The sequence below is a fragment of the Hydrogenophaga defluvii genome (assembly GCF_042665235.1).
Taxonomy (GTDB): domain Bacteria; phylum Pseudomonadota; class Gammaproteobacteria; order Burkholderiales; family Burkholderiaceae_C; genus Hydrogenophaga; species Hydrogenophaga defluvii_A.
Window position 1 is genome coordinate 27,328 of the sequence record NZ_JBHTBZ010000013.1, and the last position, 17,958, is coordinate 45,285.

The 17,958-nt window shown below is 63.2% G+C and carries 15 protein-coding genes, 1 tRNA gene and 1 pseudogene; 9 read left to right on the plus strand and 8 right to left on the minus strand.

The annotated features are described in order from the left end of the window. Window positions 1–4: 4 nt before the first annotated feature. On the minus strand, window positions 5–1,282 hold the full coding sequence (urtA, locus tag ACFQU0_RS05265; RefSeq protein ID WP_382199079.1) for an urea ABC transporter substrate-binding protein: 1,278 nt from the start codon (window positions 1,280–1,282) through the stop codon (window positions 5–7). Window positions 1,283–1,610: 328 nt separating this feature from the next. Here urtA and ACFQU0_RS05270 point away from each other — a divergent pair, with 328 nt between their 5' ends. Beyond that, entirely contained in the window at window positions 1,611–4,562 is a 2,952-nt protein-coding gene (locus ACFQU0_RS05270) for an EAL domain-containing protein (protein ID WP_382199080.1), read from the plus strand. Between the two features lie 16 nt (window positions 4,563–4,578). Here the strand turns inward: ACFQU0_RS05270 and ACFQU0_RS05275 are convergent, their stop codons facing one another. The 3 genes from ACFQU0_RS05275 to ACFQU0_RS05285 all read right to left on the minus strand — a co-directional run bounded on the left by ACFQU0_RS05275 (window position 4,579) and on the right by ACFQU0_RS05285 (window position 10,003). Continuing rightward, a complete protein-coding gene (locus tag ACFQU0_RS05275; RefSeq protein WP_382199081.1) occupies window positions 4,579–5,325 on the minus strand; it encodes an N-acyl amino acid synthase FeeM domain-containing protein in 747 nt (248 codons plus the stop codon). A 228-nt stretch (window positions 5,326–5,553) separates the two neighbouring features. Next, the gene (locus tag ACFQU0_RS05280; RefSeq protein WP_382199082.1) at window positions 5,554–6,513 is read right to left on the minus strand and encodes a response regulator; all 960 of its coding nucleotides are present in this window, start codon (window positions 6,511–6,513) and stop codon (window positions 5,554–5,556) included. Further along, complete coding sequence (locus ACFQU0_RS05285; protein WP_382199083.1) at window positions 6,494–10,003, minus strand: hybrid sensor histidine kinase/response regulator; 3,510 nt, start codon at window positions 10,001–10,003, stop codon at window positions 6,494–6,496. The genes ACFQU0_RS05280 and ACFQU0_RS05285 overlap by 20 nt, the downstream gene beginning before the upstream one ends. On the opposite strand from ACFQU0_RS05285, the gene ACFQU0_RS05290 reads away from it, so the two are divergent. From ACFQU0_RS05290 to ureC, 4 genes are read left to right on the plus strand one after another with little or no spacing between them, the layout of a single operon-like run. After that, entirely contained in the window at window positions 10,002–10,304 is a 303-nt protein-coding gene (locus tag ACFQU0_RS05290) for an urease subunit gamma (protein ID WP_382199084.1), read from the plus strand. The two genes, ACFQU0_RS05285 and ACFQU0_RS05290, sit on opposite strands and share 2 nt — an antisense overlap. Before the next feature lie 8 nt (window positions 10,305–10,312). Then, the gene (locus ACFQU0_RS05295) at window positions 10,313–10,480 is read left to right on the plus strand and encodes a hypothetical protein (protein ID WP_382199085.1); all 168 of its coding nucleotides are present in this window, start codon (window positions 10,313–10,315) and stop codon (window positions 10,478–10,480) included. Then, window positions 10,477–10,782: an urease subunit beta gene (locus tag ACFQU0_RS05300; protein ID WP_382199086.1), complete on the plus strand. Its 306-nt coding sequence runs from the start codon at window positions 10,477–10,479 to the stop codon at window positions 10,780–10,782. Before ACFQU0_RS05295 ends, ACFQU0_RS05300 begins: the two co-directional genes overlap by 4 nt. Window positions 10,783–10,784: 2 nt before the next feature. Beyond that, window positions 10,785–12,503 carry an urease subunit alpha gene (gene ureC / locus ACFQU0_RS05305; RefSeq protein WP_382199087.1) on the plus strand — a complete coding sequence of 573 codons (1,719 nt, stop codon included), beginning with the start codon at window positions 10,785–10,787 and terminating at the stop codon, window positions 12,501–12,503. Here the strand turns inward: ureC and ACFQU0_RS05310 are convergent. Further along, the gene (locus ACFQU0_RS05310) at window positions 12,488–12,673 is read right to left on the minus strand and encodes an AbrB/MazE/SpoVT family DNA-binding domain-containing protein (protein ID WP_382199088.1); all 186 of its coding nucleotides are present in this window, start codon (window positions 12,671–12,673) and stop codon (window positions 12,488–12,490) included. The two genes, ureC and ACFQU0_RS05310, sit on opposite strands and share 16 nt — an antisense overlap. Before the next feature lie 70 nt (window positions 12,674–12,743). Between ACFQU0_RS05310 and ureE the strand changes: the two are divergent. The 4 genes and pseudogenes from ureE to ACFQU0_RS05330 form a co-directional block, all read left to right on the plus strand. Beyond that, a pseudogene (ureE, locus tag ACFQU0_RS05315) lies at window positions 12,744–13,262 on the plus strand (urease accessory protein UreE); the annotation flags it as partial. Between the two features lie 2 nt (window positions 13,263–13,264). Further along, window positions 13,265–14,005 carry an urease accessory protein UreF gene (locus ACFQU0_RS05320; protein ID WP_382199089.1) on the plus strand — a complete coding sequence of 247 codons (741 nt, stop codon included), beginning with the start codon at window positions 13,265–13,267 and terminating at the stop codon, window positions 14,003–14,005. After that, on the plus strand, window positions 14,002–14,670 hold the full coding sequence (gene ureG, locus ACFQU0_RS05325; RefSeq protein WP_382199090.1) for an urease accessory protein UreG: 669 nt from the start codon (window positions 14,002–14,004) through the stop codon (window positions 14,668–14,670). Before ACFQU0_RS05320 ends, ureG begins: the two co-directional genes overlap by 4 nt. Window positions 14,671–14,714: 44 nt before the next feature. Further along, a tRNA-Ser gene (locus ACFQU0_RS05330) sits at window positions 14,715–14,802 on the plus strand. A 10-nt stretch (window positions 14,803–14,812) separates the two neighbouring features. Here ACFQU0_RS05330 and ACFQU0_RS05335 read toward each other — a convergent pair. The 3 genes from ACFQU0_RS05335 to aceA form a co-directional block, all read right to left on the minus strand. Continuing rightward, entirely contained in the window at window positions 14,813–15,211 is a 399-nt protein-coding gene (locus tag ACFQU0_RS05335) for a bacteriohemerythrin (RefSeq protein WP_382199091.1), read from the minus strand. Window positions 15,212–15,354: 143 nt separating this feature from the next. Further along, the gene (locus ACFQU0_RS05340) at window positions 15,355–16,086 is read right to left on the minus strand and encodes a hypothetical protein (RefSeq protein ID WP_382199093.1); all 732 of its coding nucleotides are present in this window, start codon (window positions 16,084–16,086) and stop codon (window positions 15,355–15,357) included. A gap of 227 nt (window positions 16,087–16,313) precedes the next feature. Beyond that, the gene (gene aceA / locus ACFQU0_RS05345) at window positions 16,314–17,645 is read right to left on the minus strand and encodes an isocitrate lyase (RefSeq protein WP_382199094.1); all 1,332 of its coding nucleotides are present in this window, start codon (window positions 17,643–17,645) and stop codon (window positions 16,314–16,316) included. Window positions 17,646–17,958: the final 313 nt, after the last annotated feature.

Consider the following 17,958-nt stretch of genomic DNA (forward strand, 5'->3'; position numbering starts at 1 on the left):
TCGCTCACTTCGCCATGGCGACGTTTTTCTTGCCCTTGTTCTCGGCGATGTAGTCGCTCCACGGGTCGGCCACCACGGGGCCCGGGGTCTTCCACACCACGTTGAACTGGCCGTCGGCCTTGATCTCGCCGATGAACACCGGCTTGTGCAGGTGGTGGTTTTCCTTGTCCATGGTGGAGGTGAAGCCGCCCGGCGCCTTGAAGGTCTGGCCGGCCATGGCGGCAATCACCTTGTCGGTGTCGGTGCTCTTGGCCTTGGCCACGGCCTGCGCCCACATGTTGATGCCGATGTAAGTGGCTTCCATCGGGTCGTTGGTGAGCGGCTTGTCCTTGTGGCCAGCGATGTTCTTGGCCTTGGCGTAGGCGGCCCACTTCTTGGTGAACTCGGCGTTGGCCGGGTTCTTGATGCTCATGAAGTAGTTCCAGGCGGCCAGGTGGCCCACCAGCGGCTTGGTGTCCACACCACGCAGCTCTTCTTCACCCACCGAGAAGGCCACCACCGGCACGTCCTTGGCCGACAGACCGGCGTTGCCCAGCTCCTTGTAGAAGGGCACGTTGGAGTCGCCGTTGATGGTGGAGACCACCGCCGTCTTCTTGCCCGCAGACGCGAACTTCTTGATGTTGGCGATGATGGTCTGGTAGTCGGAGTGGCCGAAGGGGGTGTACTCCTCCATGATGTCCTCATCCTTCACGCCCTTGGCTTTGAGGAAGGCACGCAGGATCTTGTTGGTGGTGCGGGGGTAAACGTAGTCGGTGCCCAGCAGCACCCAGCGCTTGGCCGAGCCACCGTCTTTGCTCATCAGGTACTCCACGGCGGGAATGGCCTGCTGGTTGGGCGCGGCACCGGTGTAGAACACGTTCTTGCTCAGCTCTTCACCCTCGTACTGCACGGGGTAGAACAGCAGCGAGTTCTTTTCCTCGAACACCGGCAGCACCGACTTGCGCGACACCGAAGTCCAGCAGCCGAACACGGCGGCCACCTTGTCCTGGTCGATCAGTTGTTTGGCCTTCTCGGCAAACAGCGGCCAGTTGGAAGCCGGGTCCACCACCACGGGTTCGAGCTTCTTGCCCAACACGCCGCCCTTGGCGTTGATCTCGTCGATGGCCATCAGGGCCACGTCCTTGAGCACGGTTTCCGAAATGGCCATGGTGCCCGACAGGCTGTGCAACACGCCGACCTTGATGGTCTCTTGCGCGTGGGCCGACAGGCCAAAGGCGCCCAGGGCGGTGGCCACCGTCAGGGCTTTGAGGGTGAATCGGCGGGTGTTCTGCGCTTGCGACATGGGGTTTCTCCAGGTTTTCCAGACAACACAAAGGGGAGGCTTGTGTCCCCTTGGCGTGGCCTAAAAAAAGCCGCTTCAGAGGGGATGACTGGATGCTAGGGAGAACCCTGGGTGGCGTATGTACGCCGGGTGGCGTATGCGGGCGAGTGTGCACACAAGGAGACAGACGGGCGTTCAAATTCGAACCTGGGTTGCTTCACAACCGGCAAACAACTCACATTCACTTCATAATTGATCGAACCAATGCGAATCAATATTGCACCGTCAGCAAAGTGAAGAGACAACGGAATAAATGTTAAATGTGACAAGCCCAGCCGTTACCTCCTGGTTGAGCGCCTGCCACCAGGTGTTGGATCGGTTGCTGTTCCGTTTGTCCACCTATTTGTTGCCGCTGCTGATGCTCGGGCTCTCGGCCCTTGCGCTGGTCGCCTGGCCCAGTCACTACCCCTCCCTGCAAGGCCAGGCTCTGAGCTTTCAGGTGGTGGAAGACCTTCGCGGCAACTGGACACCACCAGACGCCTTGAAAGCGCTGGCCGAGGTCAATCCGCCTGCTGTGGCGCACAGAGACACACAGTTGTCCACCCGGCCTTTTTGGCTGCGTCTTGACGTAGCGGAACACGACAGCGCGATTCCCCAGTCGGTGGAGTTCAGCTCGCGGCACGCGACCGAAATCACTTGCTGGGATGCGCAGAACCTGACCGAATTGGGGCACGCCGACCGCGGCACCGACACAGGCCCCCTGTCGCTTCTCAAAGCGGGTTTCGCCCTCGCGCTGCCAGTGGACCGGGCCGTCGACTCGGCAATCTGCCGAGCCCTCTTTGTGGGGCCCGCGCGCATACGGGCCCAGCAGTGGGACTCACCTGTGCTGTTGCGCTCCACACAGCAGTTTCACAACTACGCTGGTCTGCTCGATGGCGGGGTGATGATCCTCGCGTTGTTTGTGTTCCTGACTGGGCTGATCAACCGAAACACCACCTATGTGTTGTTTTCGACATGGCTGGTCGTGAACTTGCGCATGGCTGCCCTCTCTGCGGGTTGGGACTATCAGTGGCTGGGTCACTTGGTACCGGTGAACTGGCTACAACCATCACGCCTGATCACTGTGGCGGTGTATTACGTGACCACCATCACCCTGTTCCGCACCTTCTTTGAAGACGAACTGAACAAAGTGGGCTACCAACAACTGATGCGACTGGCGCAGTGGACATGCCTGCCCCTGTTGATGCTGTCGGCGACGTTGTCTTACGCCAGCTTCCTGCCGCTGATCTGGGTGTCAACCGCGTTCAACATCATCGTGTTGGTGTTCTTTCTCGGTCGCATCCTGTGGCTTACCCGCTCGCGCGTGGCCATGTGGTACGCCGCATCCATCACTATCACACTGTTCGCCAGCCTGTACGAGGTGATCTCTGCCGCCCTGGGCATCAAAGGTTTGATTGACAGCGTCAACAGCGTGACGGCGGCGCTCTCTTCCAGCCTGATGGCTGCGCTGGCTATTGCTGCGCAGATGAAACAGGAGCATGAACAACGGCTGGAAATCCAGGCTGAGCTGCAGCACACGTACGAGGCCATGCCCATCGGACTGTTCACGCTCGACATGCAGGGACGCTTCATGAGCGCCAACCCGGCCTTGCTGCAAATGCTGGGCGAACAGGTGCTGGAGCCTGGCCACAACGACTGGTACCGGCAGTTCAGGCAGGGCGCCTGGACCCACTTGCACCAGCAGTTGCACCAGCAGAAGACGGTAGAACTGGAAGTCGAGGGTTTGCGCCAGGACGACAACGCCCGTCCGCGGCGCTACATGGTGCGCGCCGCTCTGGCGCGCGACAAAATCGAAGGTTCGCTGCAGGATGTGACCGAAAAATCGCTTGCCATCGAAAACCTTCGCTTCTTGGCACACAACGACCCGCTCACGAAGGTCCTCAACCGCCGTGGCGTGGAAATGGCGTTGGATGCAGCTCTCAGCGGCGCGCGCGAAGGCAGACCGCTTGCGCTGGCCTACCTCGATCTGGACCGTTTCAAACTCATCAACGACCTGTTCGGCCACAACGCGGGAGACGAAGTGCTGCAACAGGTTTGCACCCGGGTCAACACGCTGCTGTCAGAACCCATGCGTCTGGGGCGCGTGGGTGGCGACGAATTTGTCATCGTGATGCCCGACACCCGCGTCAAACTGGCCCGACTGATTTGCCAGGGCGTGGTAGCCACCATCGGGGGCACCCCATACCGTGTGGGCGAACGGGCGTTTCATGTGCGTGGCTCGGTGGGCCTGATTGAAGTCGGCCCGGGCACCTCCATCAAGGACGCCGTGGCCACCGCCGACCGCGCCTGCCGCGAGGCGAAAGCCGGGCATTCCGACGGGCTGGTGGTGTTCGAGAAAAACGCCCGCGCCTTCCTGGACCACGAAGCCGAAATGCGCCTGGTCGAGCGCCTGTCCGCGCAGGCCGACCTCAGCGGCCTGTTCGTCGAGATGCAGCCCATCATGTCGCTGCGCAAACCGCGCGCCTCGCTCAACTTCGAGGTGTTGCTGCGCATGCAGGACGAAAACGGCAACCGCATCCCCACCGACCGTCTCATCGCAGCAGGCGAGAACAGCGGACGCATGGGCGTGATCGACCGCTGGGTGCTGGACCACACGCTGCAGTGGCTGCAAACCCACCAGGCATCACTGGGTGCGACCCAGTTCGTCTGCATGAACCTCAGCGGCGCGTCTTTGAACGACGAGCGCTTTGTGGACGACGTGTTCGAAGCACTGGAACAGAACATCGAGATCGCACGCCACATCTGCCTGGAAATCACCGAAAGCGTTGCGCTGCACGACCTGCAGAACACCCGCCGCTTCATCGACCGGGTGCGCCAGTACGGGGCCAAGGTGGCGCTGGACGACTTCGGCGCCGGCTACACCTCGTTCTCGTACCTGAAAGACTTGCCAGGTGACCTGCTCAAGATCGATGGCAGCTTCATCGTCAACATGAACCAGCACCCGGCCAACATTGCCATCGTCGAGGCCATCGTCAACCTGGCACAAAACCTGGGCATGAAAACCATTGCGGAATGGGCCGAGGACGCGGAAACCGTGCAGACGCTGGCGGAGATCGGTGTGGACTACGTGCAGGGCTTCGTGGTGGCCAGGCCCCAAGCACCGGCCGCCATCCTCGGCGTTCGCTCGTCGGCAGACTTCATTCCGGCCGAAGGGGAGATGGCAACCGTGCTCGATGCGCTGGAAAAACTGGGCACCACGCCCGACCTGTTTTTGGGCACATCGGTCGATCAGGTGCACTGATCGGCTGCCCCCCGCCTTATTGGGTGGCGAAGCGGGCGGTCATGCCCATGGTGGGCCACTCGGCAGCATCCGCACTTGCCTCTGCGTTGCCATAGGGAGGCAACGCGATGTCTTGGTGAATCGTCTGAAACACGAACTGGTACAACGGATGGCGCGCCTCGAACCAGCGCTGCTCGGCTGTCTCCACTTCGAACGACATGATGCGGTGCGGCAGATCGCCAGCGTGTTTGAGCGGCACGAATCCCTGCCCAGGAAACACGTCGCTGAACATCAGGCGTTGGTACTGTCGATCAATGGGCGCACGCCCTGCAATCACCATGTAGTCCACGCCCACCATGTGGCAGTAGAGGAAAAAGGACTTGAACAAGGCGGTCTTGACGAGGCGCCCTGCGGCTTCCTGTGTCACCCCCAGGCGCGTGGCTTCGGCCAGCGTGGCGTTACAAAACGGTGCTGGCAGCGTCACCGACTGCTCCAGCGTGAGCGGCCGAAAGCGGTTGGACTGGATGCGCATCGTGCCCAAAGGCGACCCGTCGAGCTTGGACTCTGCGAGCAAGACCACCACACCTGGTTCGTGGTCCGCGCCTTCGGCACGCAACAAAGTTTGCGCAAACTCCGGCAAGTGGCGCGCATAAGCCTCGTGGCGTATCTGCACCGCTTTGTCGAGATCTTCCTGGCTGTTCACCAGCTTGATGGTGAAGGGCAGCCACTCTTCCTTGAGTGCGCCGCGCTGCAGGGCAACGGGCGCACGGACCACCTCGCCCACGCGCGGAGACAGGTGAGAAGGGCTCGAAGGGACTGTCGAGAAAGCATTGAGGTTTTCCATGGCACGACCCGTTGATTTGCGAAGAAATGAAAAGTACAAAATCAATGTAAATTTCAATTCACATTTCTGAAGTCGGTGCCGCGCTGAAAATCGTGTCAGGTTTTTTCCTACAAGGCTGCCCACTCACACCCGGAAACACCTGCATCAGATCGACACAGGTGCGGGCTTTCAAGCCGATGGCCCGAGCCCACGCACGCGGTTGATGGCCATGGCCGCAGCGGCCGTGCGGGTTTCCACGCCGAGCTTGGCGTACACACGTTCGAGGTGTTTTTTTACCGTGGCCGGGCTGGCGCCGAGAATGTCGCCGATGTCGCGGTTGATCTTGCCCTTCACCACCCAGTACAGCACCTCGGCCTCGCGCGCGGTGAGACCAAACGCTTGTGCCGTGGCTTCGATGACGCTGGTGTCGGAGCTTTCCTGCATCACGATCAGCCACTCACCGTCGTCCACCTGCTGGTGCAAACGGAAGGTCAGGCGGCGTGGCCCGCTTTCCATGCTCAGGCGCGGTGGCTCGCGCAAGGGGTCGGGCGGCAACTGGCGTTGCAGCCACACCACCACCTCGGGCGGCGCGTGGGGCGACTGGGTGCCGCAGTAGCGCAGCAGCCATTCGCGTGCCAGCGGGGTTCGCCACATCAGGCGGCCGTCGCTGGCGCGCACGGTGATGGCGGCGTAGCCCAGCGCGTCCAGCGCATTGCGGGCCTGCTGTCGCTCGCGCGCGCCCTGGCGCGCCTGGCGGGCGCTTTGCAGGTGCACGCCCATGCGCGCCATCACCTCGCGCGGCTTCACGGGCTTGGTCACGTAATCGGCGCCGCCGGCCTCCAGCGCGGCCACCAGGTGCTCGGTCTCGGTGAGCCCGGTCATGAAGATGATGGGGATGGCGGCCGTGGCCGGGTTGGCCTTGAGGCGGCGCGCCACCTCGAAACCATCAATGCCGGGCATGACGGCGTCGAGCAGAATGAGGTCGGGCAAGGCCTGGGCCGCGCGGGCGAGCGCGCTTTCGCCGTCCAGCGCCACCAGCACGGTGTAACCGGCCTCGTCCAGCGCGTCGTGCAGCACGGCCACGTTGTCGGGCACGTCGTCCACGATGAGCACCAGGGGGGCGTCGGCGTCAAGGGTGGCGGGGGTCAAGCTGTGTCTCCGCGATCAGTTGTTCGATGGCCTCGAACCGGAAGGCCCGCGCCAGCGCCGCCACACGCTGAACGAAGTGGGCGCACTCGGGGCGGCGCGCCAGCAATTCGTCGAGTTGTCGCACCACACCCTTGTAGTAACCCAGCCGGGTGGCGGCCAGCAAGACGTCCAGCTCGGCGGCTGTGGGCCTGGCCTGTTCGCTGACAGCGGCTTCAGGTGCCGGCGCCTCGGGGGGCGCCGTGTCCACTTGCCACGCCAGGTCCAGGCGCTGGCCCAGCCAGTCCAGCAGGTCGTCGCGCCGCACCGGCTTGACGAGGAAATCGCGCGGCGGCAGGCCAATGTCGTTGTCCAGCCCTTTGTCGAAGGCGTTGGCCGAAACGACCGCCAAGGCAGGCTCGGGCGCCAGGCCCAGCGCGCGGATGCGGCGCAGCGTCTCCCAGCCATCGATGCCGGGCATGGCCAGGTCCATGCACACGGCGTCGGGGCGCAGGCCGTTGGCCAGGGCACGCAAAGCGTCTTCGCCGTGGGTGGCCAGGGTCACGTCAAAGCCCAGAGGGCTGAGCCAGCGGGCAATGAGGTTGCGGTCGGCCTCTTCGTTGTCGACCACCAGCACGCGGCGACGTGCCCCCTGGTAACCCACGCGCGGTGGTGATGTCAGCGCCGCCGGGGCCACCGCGCCTTGCAATTCGGGCACAAACAGGCGCAGACGGAACACCGTGCCCTGCCCCGGCGTGCTGTGGGCGGTCATCTCGCCGCCCATGAGGTCGGTCAGCATCTTGGCAATCGTCAGCCCCAGACCCGAACCCTGAGCGCCACCGGCCGCCGTGCTGCCGCGTGCAAAGGGCTCGAACACGCGTTGCAGGTCCTCGGCCGTCATGCCCGGCCCGGTGTCGGTCACCTCGATGTGGGCCATCTCGCGGGCATAGCGCACGCGCAAGGCCACCTCGCCGCGCGCGGTGAACTTGACGGCGTTGCCCAGCAGGTTGATGAGGATTTGGCGCACGCGTTTTTCGTCGGCACGCACCGCCAGGGGCAGGCTGCCTTGGGTCTCAAAACGGAAGCGCAAACCTTTCTCTTGCGCTTGCAGTTCAAACAAGCACGCCATCTCGGCCATGGCGGCCTGAAAGCGCATGGGCTTGAGGTCCAGCGTCAGCTTGCCCGACTCGATGCGGGCGATGTCCAGCGTGCCTTCGATGAGCGAGAGCAGGTGCTCGCCGCCCCGGTGGATGACCTGGATGGCCTGGGCCCGGTGCGGCGCCATGCCGGTGTCCTCCTGCAGCAATTGGGCGTAACCCAGGATGCTGTTGAGCGGTGTGCGCAGCTCGTGGCTGATGGTGCTGATGTAGCGCGTCTTGGCCTGGTTGGCCTGGTCGGCGGCGCGTTTGGCCTGCTGCAGTTGCTCATCGGTGCGGCGGTGCGATGCGATCTCCTGCATCAGCAGTGCGCTCTGGCGGCGCGATTCCTCCTGCGCCACCTCGCGGCTCTGGTGCGCCAGCACCAGCCACCAGGCCACCACCGCCGCCACCGTGAGCAGCACCAGAAACACCAGCACAAAACCGGGGGAGCGCTGTTGCCCATACAGCAGGCCCAACACCGCCGCCAGCACAGGGGCCACCACCGCCATGAGCAACAAGTAATGGGCCAGACCGGCGTCGAGGTAAGGCCACAGGCGGCGCGGCAACACGGCCCGCAGGGCCTGGCCCCATTGCACACTCAGGCGCGCGTGGGGTTTGCATTGGTCGCCACAGCGGGCATCCAGCGTGCAGCACAGCGAGCAGATGGCACCGCCATAAGCCAGGCAGTGGGCCATGTCGGGGCCTTCGTAATCGCGCTCGCAAATCACGCACCGAAGAACACCCCCCGCGCCGCCTTCGGCGTCACCCCCCTGAGAGGGGGGCCACACGAGCGGACCTGCAATGCCGGATCCGCCGTGTGTGCTGGGCTGGGAGGTGCGCGCCAGGTAATAGCGGCCCCGGGTACCCCATGCGATGAGCGGTGCCGCAACAAACGCAGTCACCATCGCAATGCTGGCCGAGAAGGCCTGCGCCAGGGCACCAAACACGCCCATGTGCGCCGCGATGGACAGGGTTGAAGCCAGGGCCATGGCGCCCACGCCCACTGGGTTGATGTCGTAGAGGTGGGCACGCTTGAACTCGATGCCTTTGGGCGACAGGCCCAGCGGCTTGTTCACCACCAGATCGGCCACCACCGCCATGATCCAGGTGATGGCGATGTTGGCGTACAGGCCCAGCACCTCGCCCAGCGCCTGGAACACGTTCATTTCCATGAGCATGAAGGCGATCAGCGTGTTGAACACCACCCACACCACGCGGCCCGGGTGGCTGTGGGTGAGGCGTGAGAAGAAGTTGCTCCAGGCCAGCGAGCCGGCGTAGGCATTCGTGACGTTGATCTTGAGTTGCGAGACGATCACGAAAAGCGCCGTGGCCGCCACCGCCCAGCCGTAGTTCGGGAACACGTACTCGTAGGCGGCCAGGTACATCTGGTTGGGGTCCACCGCGCGCTCCACCGGCACCATGTGGCTGATGGCGAGATACGCCAGCACCGCGCCGCCCAACATCTTGAGCACGCCCAGCAACACCCAACCCGGCCCACCCGCCAACACGCCCGCCCACCAGCGCAGCGCGCCCACTTTTTCGCGCGCGGGCATGAAGCGCAGGTAGTCGGCCTGCTCCCCCATTTGGGTGATGAGGGCGATGCCCACCGTCAAAGCAGCACCGAAAAAGTGCACGTTGAAACGCGCACCTTCACCCGATGCGCCGCCGTAGTGCACAACGCCGCCAAATGCACCCGGTTCGTGCATGGCCACATACACGAACGGCAAGACCAGCATCACCAGCCACAGCGGCTGGGTCCAGACCTGCAAGCGGCCGATGACGGACACACCGTGTGTCACCAGTGGAATCACCACCACCGCACAAATCAGGTAGCCCCAGGCGGGCGGGATGTCGAAGGCCAGCTCCAGCGCGTAGGCCATCACCGCCGCCTCCAGCGCAAAGAAGATGAAGGTGAAGCTGGCGTAGATCAGCGAGGTGATGGTGGAGCCGATGTAGCCAAAGCCCGCGCCACGCGTGAGCAGGTCCATGTCCACCCCGTAGCGGGCGGCGTACACGCTGATGGGCAGGCCGGCCAGAAAGATGATGAGCCCGGTGGCCAGGATGGCCAGGGCCGCGTTGACAAAACCGTACTGCACCAGCAGCGTGGCGCCCACGGCCTCCAGGATCAGGAACGACGCCGCGCCAAAGGCCGTGTTGGCCACGCGCCAGACCGACCATTGACGGAAGCGCTGTGGGGTGTAGCGCAGCGCATAGTCCTCCAGTGTCTCACTGGCCACCCAAGCGTTGTAGTCGCGCCGCACCTTGATGATGCGTTGCGGGGCACTGGCGGAGGCGGAAGACAACGGTGAATTCACGGCCTGCACAGTGCAGCTTCCGTGCCATCCCCGGCACGGCTTTTGCTGATACCCACGCATGGAACTCACACCCCGCGAGAAAGACAAGCTCCTCATCTTCACCGCCGCCTTGCTGGCCGAGCGGCGCAAGGCGCGTGGACTCAAACTCAATTACCCCGAAGCGGTGGCCCTCATCAGCGCCGTCGTGATGGAGGGCGCGCGCGACGGAAAGACCGTGGCGCAACTCATGAGCGAGGGCCGCCTGGTGCTCGCGCGCGAAGACGTGATGGAGGGCATCCCCGAGATGATTCCCGACATCCAGGTCGAGGCCACCTTTCCCGACGGCACCAAGCTCGTCACCGTCCACCAACCCATCGTCTGAGCCCTGCCATGAAACACATCGCCACCCTCGCCGCCACGCTCAGCACCCTGCCCGCCTTCGCGCACGACGGCCACGGCCTGTTCGGCAGCCATTGGCACGCCAGCGACGCGCTGGGTTTTGTGGCCGTGGGCGCTGTTGCGGCGGCTTTTCTCTGGTTCACCCGGGGCGGCAAATGATTCCCGGCGAGTACCTGATCGACGAAGGCGAACACGCCCTGAACCCGGGCCGCCGCACCTTGAGCGTGCTGGTGAAAAACACCGCCGAGCGCCCCATCCAGGTGGGCTCGCACTACCACTTCAGCGAAACCAACGGCGCACTGGACTTTGACCGTGCTGCCGCGCGCGGCATGCGGCTGAACATCGCCAGCGGCACGGCCGTGCGCTTCGAGCCCGGCCAGCAGCGCACCGTGGAACTGGTGGACTACGCCGGCGACCGGGTGATCTACGGATTTCGCGCGTTGACCCAAGGAAAACTTTGACCATGGCCAGCATTCCCAAACGCGCCTACGCCGACATGTTCGGCCCCACCGTGGGTGACCGACTGCGCCTGGCCGACACCGGCCTCATCGTCGAGGTGGAGCAGGACCTGACCTTGCGCGCCGGTGGCTACGGCGAGGAAGTGAAATTCGGCGGCGGCAAGACCATCCGCGACGGCATGGCGCAGAGCCAGCGCACGAATGGCGAAGGCGCCATGGACACCGTGCTGACCAATGCGCTGCTGATCGACCACTGGGGCATCGTCAAGTGCGACATCGGGCTCAAGCATGGCCGCATAGCGGCAATAGGCAAGGCCGGCAACCCCGACACCCAGCCCGGCGTGGACATCGTCATCGGCCCGGGCACCGAAATCATCAGTTGCGAGGGCAACATCGTCACCGCCGGTGGCATCGACAGCCACATCCACTTCATCTGCCCGCAGCAGGTGGACGAGGCCCTGGCCTCGGGCGTGACCACCATGCTGGGCGGCGGCACCGGCCCGGCCACCGGCACCTTCGCCACCACCTGCACGCCCGGCCCCTGGCACATCGAGCGCATGCTGCAGGCGGCCGATGGCCTGCCCATGAACATTGGCTTCCTGGGCAAAGGCAACGCCAGCCGGCCCGAGGCGCTGCGCGAGCAGGTGCACGCCGGCGTCATCGGACTGAAGCTGCACGAAGACTGGGGCACCACGCCGTCGGCCATCGACACCTGTTTGGACGTGGCCGAAGAAACCGACACGCAGGTCGCCATACACAGCGACACGCTCAACGAATCGGGTTTCGTCGAAAACACGATTGCAGCCACCAAAGGCCGCACGCTGTGCGCCTTCCACACCGAAGGTGCGGGTGGTGGCCACGCGCCCGACATCATGCGCGTGGTGGGCGAGGCCAACTTCCTGCCCTCGTCCACCAACCCCACCATGCCCTACACGGTGAACACGCTGGACGAGCACGTGGACATGCTGATGGTGTGCCACCACCTCGATGCGTCCATCCCCGAGGACTTGGCCTTTGCCGAAAGCCGCATCCGCCGCGAAACCATCGCCGCCGAAGACATCCTGCACGACCTGGGCGCCATCAGCATGATGAGCAGCGACAGCCAGGCCATGGGCCGCGTGGGCGAGGTCGTGATCCGCACCTGGCAGACGGCCGACAAGATGAAGCAGCAGCGTGGCGCACTGCCGCAGGACAGCAGCCGCAACGACAACTTCCGCATCAAGCGTTACATCGCCAAATACACCATCAACCCGGCCATTGCCCACGGCATCTCGCACATCGTGGGTTCGGTGGAGCCGGGCAAATGGGCGGATCTGGTGATCTGGAAGCCGGCCTTCTTTGGCGTGAAACCCGCGCTGGTGCTCAAGGGCGGCAGCATCGCGCTGGCCGCAATGGGTGATCCCAACGCCTCCATCCCCACGCCGCAGCCGGTGCACTACCGCCCGCAGTTCGGCGCCTTCGGCGGCGCGCTGGCGCGGGGCAGCCTGAGCTTTGTGTCTCAGGCCGCGCTGGACGCCGGCGTGGCGCAGCGCTATGGCTTGGCCAAACAACTCGTGGCCGTGCAAGGTTGTCGCCACGTTACCAAGGCCAGCATGGTGCACAACAGCCACCTGCCGGTGATGGAGATCGACCCGCAGCGCTACACCGTGCGCGCCGATGGCGTGCTGCTGACCTGCGAGCCCGCCACGCGGCTGCCGCTGGCGCAGCGCTACTTTTTGTTTTGATCCGTTGGGTCGGTGTCATCACCACTTTCGCCGTCGCTCCGAGACAGGTTGTATCCACCCGACGTCAACTCGGTCACGTACAAGCTGTCCCCCACGGTAACGTTCAAGCTGGCAAGCACTTCCTCAGGCAGGATCACGCCCAACGAATCACCCACTTCGATCAGTTTCATTGAAAACATTTCGGGCCTCCCTGCTAACGTTATAACGGACTTGACTCCACACTCACACCCGCCCAACCCTATGCTGCAAGCCTCCAAACTCATCCCCCAAGGCCAGGGCCTGGCCGAGGTGCTGCTGCGCCGCGCGCCCAGCGTCACCCTGGACTGGGACTTGCGTCAGAAAAGCCGGTTTGATGCCGAGACAAGCGACGGCCAGCGGGTGGGCGTGTTCCTGCCACGCGGCACCGTGGTACGCGGCGGCGATGTGTTGCTGACACAGGCCGGCGGTTTCATCCGTGTAGTGGCCGCGCCCCAGGCGGTGCTGCGCATCACCGCCTGTGCCCAGCACGGCAGCCCTTTCGACCTGACCCGCGCGGCCTACCACCTGGGCAACCGCCACGTGCCCATTGAGCTGCAGCCGGACCACCTCAAGATCGAGCCCGATCATGTGCTGGCCGACATGCTGCGCCAGATGCACCTGATCGTGAACGAGGTGCGCGAACCCTTCGAGCCCGAGAGCGGCGCCTACGCGCAAGGCGGACATGGTCACGGCCATGCCCATGCCCATTCACACGACCACGGTCACCACGACCACGGCCACTGATGCGCCGTCTGCTCCGCAAGCCCGCACGCCCCGCCCCGCGCTCGCGCACCTCCAACCCGGCCAGCCTGCTGCCCCTGATCTGGCTGGCCTCGCCGGCGCTGCCCATCGGTGGGTTTTCCTATTCCGAAGGCCTGGAAGCGGCGGTGAACGCCGGTCATGTGCGCGACGAGGCCAGCGCCAGTGCCTGGGTAGGCGATCAGTTGCACCTGAGCCTGGCGCGCGCCGACCTGCCAGTGCTGGCCCGCGCCCTGCCCGCCTGGCGCCGCCACGACTGGGCCCGCCTGGCCGAGTTGGACGCCTGGGTGCGCCAGACCCGCGAAACCGCCGAAATGCGCCTGCAGACCGAGCAGATGGGCCGCTCGCTCATCGAATGGCTCAAGACCGTGCAGCCTGAGGCACTGGCCAACCAACACGCTCCCGCCACGCTGCAAGCCCCCACCTACCCGGTCGCCTTCGGCCTGGCGCTGGCCCTGCACACACCGGCCATCACGCCGGTGCGCGACAGCCTGCTGGCCTTCGCCTTCGGCTGGGCCGAAAACATGGTGCAAGCCGCCATCAAAGCCGTGCCCCTGGGCCAGGCCGCCGGTCAGCGCATGCTGGCGCGGCTGATGGCCGACATCCCCGCCGTGGTGGACACCGCGTTGACCATGCGCGACAGCGAACGCCAATCCTTTTGCCCCATGCTGGCCATCCTCTCGGCCCGGCACGAAACCCAGTACTCACGCCTTTTCCGATCATGAACACACCCGCCCTGCACCAGATCCCCGGCCGCACCAAACACCTGCCCCCGCTGCGCGTGGGCATTGGCGGGCCTGTGGGTTCCGGCAAAACCACCCTGCTGGAAATGTTGTGCAAGGCCATGCGCCAGCGGTACGACCTCATCGCCATCACCAACGACATCTATACCAAAGAAGACCAGCGCCTGCTGACCGTCAGCGGCGCGCTGCCGGCCGAGCGCATCATGGGCGTGGAAACCGGCGGCTGCCCGCACACCGCCATCCGCGAAGACGCTTCCATCAACCTCGAAGCCATCGACCGCATGTTGGGAGACTTTCCCAACGCCGACGTCGTGTTCATCGAAAGTGGTGGCGACAACCTGGCCGCCACCTTCAGCCCCGAGCTGAGCGACCTCACCATCTACGTCATCGACGTGGCGGCTGGCGAAAAAATCCCGCGCAAGGGTGGCCCCGGCATCACCAAAAGCGACCTCTTCGTCATCAACAAAACCGACCTCGCCCCCCACGTGGGCGCCGACTTGGAGGTGATGAAAGCCGACACCGCCCGCATGCGCCCCGACACCACCCGCCGCCCCTGGGTGATGACCAACCTCAAGACGCGCAGCGGTGTGGACGAGGTGGTTCGCTTCATCGAACAGCGTGGGATGCTGACAGCCGAAAAAGCCTGAGCCCAGACCGGTACAATCAGCGCCGCTGGCAACAGTGTGACCCTGGAAGCGTGGCAGAGTGGTCGATTGCACCGGTCTTGAAAACCGGCAACCCGCAAGGGTTCGTGAGTTCGAATCTCACCGCTTCCGCCAGAACCGTCTATCAGTCGTGCATGTAGCCTTTGACCGGCATGTCCGTCTCGGTCAGGTGATGGGTCATCCAGCCGTCCAGGCCATCGACCAAGGCTTTGCGGTCCAGCGAATCTGCGGCCGCAGCCGCCATCCAGCGATCCAGTTCGGCTTCCGCCACGCGGTGGATGACGCGGTGTTCATCAAGCGTTGGGCAGCCATTGGCCGCCAGCAACCCCTCTTCCAGCTCATCGTGGCGGCGCGCCAGATCGGCAAACTCCCGAAGCGCCTGGAGAATGGGCGCATCGGTAGGCGGCGCCCCTGTCACCAGCGCAATCAGCTCCTTGGACAGTTCGATCAGCACAATGTGCTGCTCATCCAACCGCGCATTGCGCACGCTCAGCGCGTGGCTCCATTGGGGGACGTGGGGCATCGCGGTTCTCCGAGAACAACTCGCGTGATTCTGCCTGTGGCCCGCCTCACACACGAAGACCCAACTGGCAAAAAAAAGCCCAACTCGGCGTCGGCCTGAACCGTTGCGTCACTGGGCGTGGTCAACCGAGTCTGACTGGCGCGTCAGTTGTAGTTGAGTCTCATGTTGAACGTGATACCTGAGTCTTGGAATGTGATGCGCTCGCTGCGACGTCGAATTGCCCCGTCCATCGAAATATCAAATACCGAATCGCTTGTCGCTTGCCCTCCGCTCGTGTCTTTGACGTTTTCAACTATTTTCAGCCTAGCACCATCATTTGAAGCTGCTTCAATCGCGTAAGTTTGAACAGAAGTGCCAATTTTGATCGATTTAGAACTGCTGCTGTAGCAATCCACCTCCGCAAACGGACCACTGTCACCCACCTTGACAAATTCCGGAATGACAAATGGGCCACGTACCACGCAGTGGTTTCCATTCGCGGAAGTTCCCAGCGGGGCGAAACTCTGAGAAAAATAGTTTTTAGACGAATTTGTAAACGGCACAGATATACCTTCCACGATCAAATCGCCATTCACGGTGAGATTTTTGACAATGGCCATTTGACCTTCAAAACTCCCTGTTGTTGCGCTCTCAGTCATAGAACCCGAGCCGACAAACTGCACCGTATCCTCACCATCTGTTGCCGATCCGGACACCGCTGCAGACAACGTGCCCTCTCGCTCAATCAGATTCTTGTAGGCCACACGCAGTGGGTACTGAAGTTCCGGGCTTGCTTCATCAACGCCATCGCTGCCCCCTCCACATGCCACAAGCAGGAAAGCAGCTGCCGGAACCACCGCTGCTTTGACCCAATATCCCATCACAGGCTTTGCCATTTTTCACTCCCTTTTTTTACATTGGTTGTTATTCACAAAAAATCACATACACATGCAAGTCACTTGCTGAGATGCAATCAATTCACGCCCATTCACAAGCGCATTGCAATGCTACCGCAGAACCAAACTTTACTGCGATTGCCTGCCGCCCAAATGAACAAAGCCCGGGGGTCGCCCGGGCTTCTTTTTTCTGGCCCCTGCGGATAAGCAGGGGTTGAAACTCACTCTCAGTGGAACTGTTCTTCTTCGGTCGAACCGGTCAGGGCCTTCACGCTGGACGAACCGCCCTGGATCACGGTGGTCACGTCGTCGAAGTAGCCGGCGCCGACTTCCTGCTGGTGCGACACGAAGGTGTAGCCCTTGTCGCGTGCGGCGAACTCGGGTTCCTGCACCATTTCGGTGTAGTGCTTCATGCCTTCGCCGCGAGCGTAGGCGTGGGCGAACTGGAAGGTCTGGAACCAGTTGATGTGGATGCCGGCCAGGGTGATGAACTGGAACTTGTAGCCCAGCGCGGACAGGTCTTCCTGGAAGGATGCGATCTGCTTGTCGTTGAGGTTCTTCTTCCAGTTGAAGGAAGGCGAGCAGTTGTACGACAGCAGCTTGCCGGGGCAGGCGGCGTGCACGGCTTGGGCGAATTCACGGGCGAAGCCGATGTCGGGCACGCCGGTTTCGCACCACACCAGGTCGGCGTAGGGTGCGTAGGCCACGCCACGGCTGATGGACTGCTCCAGGCCGTTCTTGACGCGGAAGAAGCCTTCGGGGGTGCGTTCGCCGGTCAGGAAGGGCTTGTCGTTGGCGTCGTGGTCGCTGGTGATGAGGTTGGCGGCCTCGGCGTCGGTGCGGGCCAGCACGATGGTGGACACGCCCATGACGTCGGCGGCAAAGCGGGCCGAGATCAGCTTTTCGCAGGCTTCTTGCGTGGGCACCAGCACCTTGCCACCCATGTGGCCGCACTTCTTCACGGCGGCCAGTTGGTCTTCGAAGTGCACGCCAGCGGCACCGGCGGCAATCATGTTCTTCATGAGTTCGAAGGCATTGAGCACGCCGCCGAAACCGGCTTCGGCATCGGCCACGATGGGCAGGAAGTAGTCGATGAATTCAGGCGAACCCGGCTCGATGCCACGGCTCCACTGGATTTCGTCGGCCCGCTTGAACGTGTTGTTGATGCGGCGAACCATGGTGGGCACCGAGTCGTAGGCGTAGAGCGACTGGTCGGGGTACATGGTTTCAGAGGTGTTGCCATCGGCGGCCACTTGCCAGCCCGACAGGTACACGGCCTCCAGGCCAGCCTTGGCTTGCTGCATGGCTTGGCCGGCGGTGATGGCGCCGAAGGCGTTGACGTAGCCCTTCTTGGCGCTGCCGTTGATCTTGTCCCACAGCTTTTCGGCACCACGCTTGGCCAGCGTGTGGTCGATGGCCAGGCTGCCACGCAGGCGAACCACGTCGGCGGCGCTGTAGCCGCGCTTCACACCCTTCCAGCGGGGGTTCTGGGCCCAGTCTTTCTCCAGGGCTTCAATTTGTTGTTGGCGGCTGAGTTGGCCGTTGAGGGCTTGCGACATGGTCACTCCTTGGTTGGTTGAGTCGGGGGCGGTGGCTGCTGCTTGCAAGACCGGTGCCCATGGCCTGTACTTTAAGTCTTCTATAAGAGCTTGTCCAATCTTATGTCTTATAGAAGACAAGATTTTTATTTGTTTAAAATCAACAACATATGATTTTTTTATCGCAATATGAAAATCAATCTCTTGTATTGAGAAATTTTTCTGCATCGCAGCATTTCGTCATTTCGCATTGCGGAAGCACATTTCTTCTTTCTGAAAACACAAGAGCACGCCGCAGGTGCAGGCACCGACACGGTGCGCCGGGTGCGCCAGG

What these genes read in the sequence shown, in the direction of transcription:
- urtA (WP_382199079.1), bottom strand. Translation starts at nt 1,282, where the DNA reads ATGTCGCAAGCGCAGAACACCCGCCGATTCACCCTCAAAGCCCTGACG.
- ACFQU0_RS05290 (WP_382199084.1), top strand. Translation starts at nt 10,002, where the DNA reads ATGGAACTCACACCCCGCGAGAAAGACAAGCTCCTCATCTTCACCGCC.
- ACFQU0_RS05285 (WP_382199083.1), bottom strand. Translation starts at nt 10,003, where the DNA reads ATGCGTGGGTATCAGCAAAAGCCGTGCCGGGGATGGCACGGAAGCTGC.
- ACFQU0_RS05295 (WP_382199085.1), top strand. Translation starts at nt 10,313, where the DNA reads ATGAAACACATCGCCACCCTCGCCGCCACGCTCAGCACCCTGCCCGCC.
- ACFQU0_RS05300 (WP_382199086.1), top strand. Translation starts at nt 10,477, where the DNA reads ATGATTCCCGGCGAGTACCTGATCGACGAAGGCGAACACGCCCTGAAC.
- ureC (WP_382199087.1), top strand. Translation starts at nt 10,785, where the DNA reads ATGGCCAGCATTCCCAAACGCGCCTACGCCGACATGTTCGGCCCCACC.
- ACFQU0_RS05310 (WP_382199088.1), bottom strand. Translation starts at nt 12,673, where the DNA reads ATGAAACTGATCGAAGTGGGTGATTCGTTGGGCGTGATCCTGCCTGAG.
- ACFQU0_RS05320 (WP_382199089.1), top strand. Translation starts at nt 13,265, where the DNA reads ATGCGCCGTCTGCTCCGCAAGCCCGCACGCCCCGCCCCGCGCTCGCGC.
- ureG (WP_382199090.1), top strand. Translation starts at nt 14,002, where the DNA reads ATGAACACACCCGCCCTGCACCAGATCCCCGGCCGCACCAAACACCTG.
- ACFQU0_RS05335 (WP_382199091.1), bottom strand. Translation starts at nt 15,211, where the DNA reads ATGCCCCACGTCCCCCAATGGAGCCACGCGCTGAGCGTGCGCAATGCG.
- ACFQU0_RS05340 (WP_382199093.1), bottom strand. Translation starts at nt 16,086, where the DNA reads ATGGCAAAGCCTGTGATGGGATATTGGGTCAAAGCAGCGGTGGTTCCG.
- aceA (WP_382199094.1), bottom strand. Translation starts at nt 17,645, where the DNA reads ATGTCGCAAGCCCTCAACGGCCAACTCAGCCGCCAACAACAAATTGAA.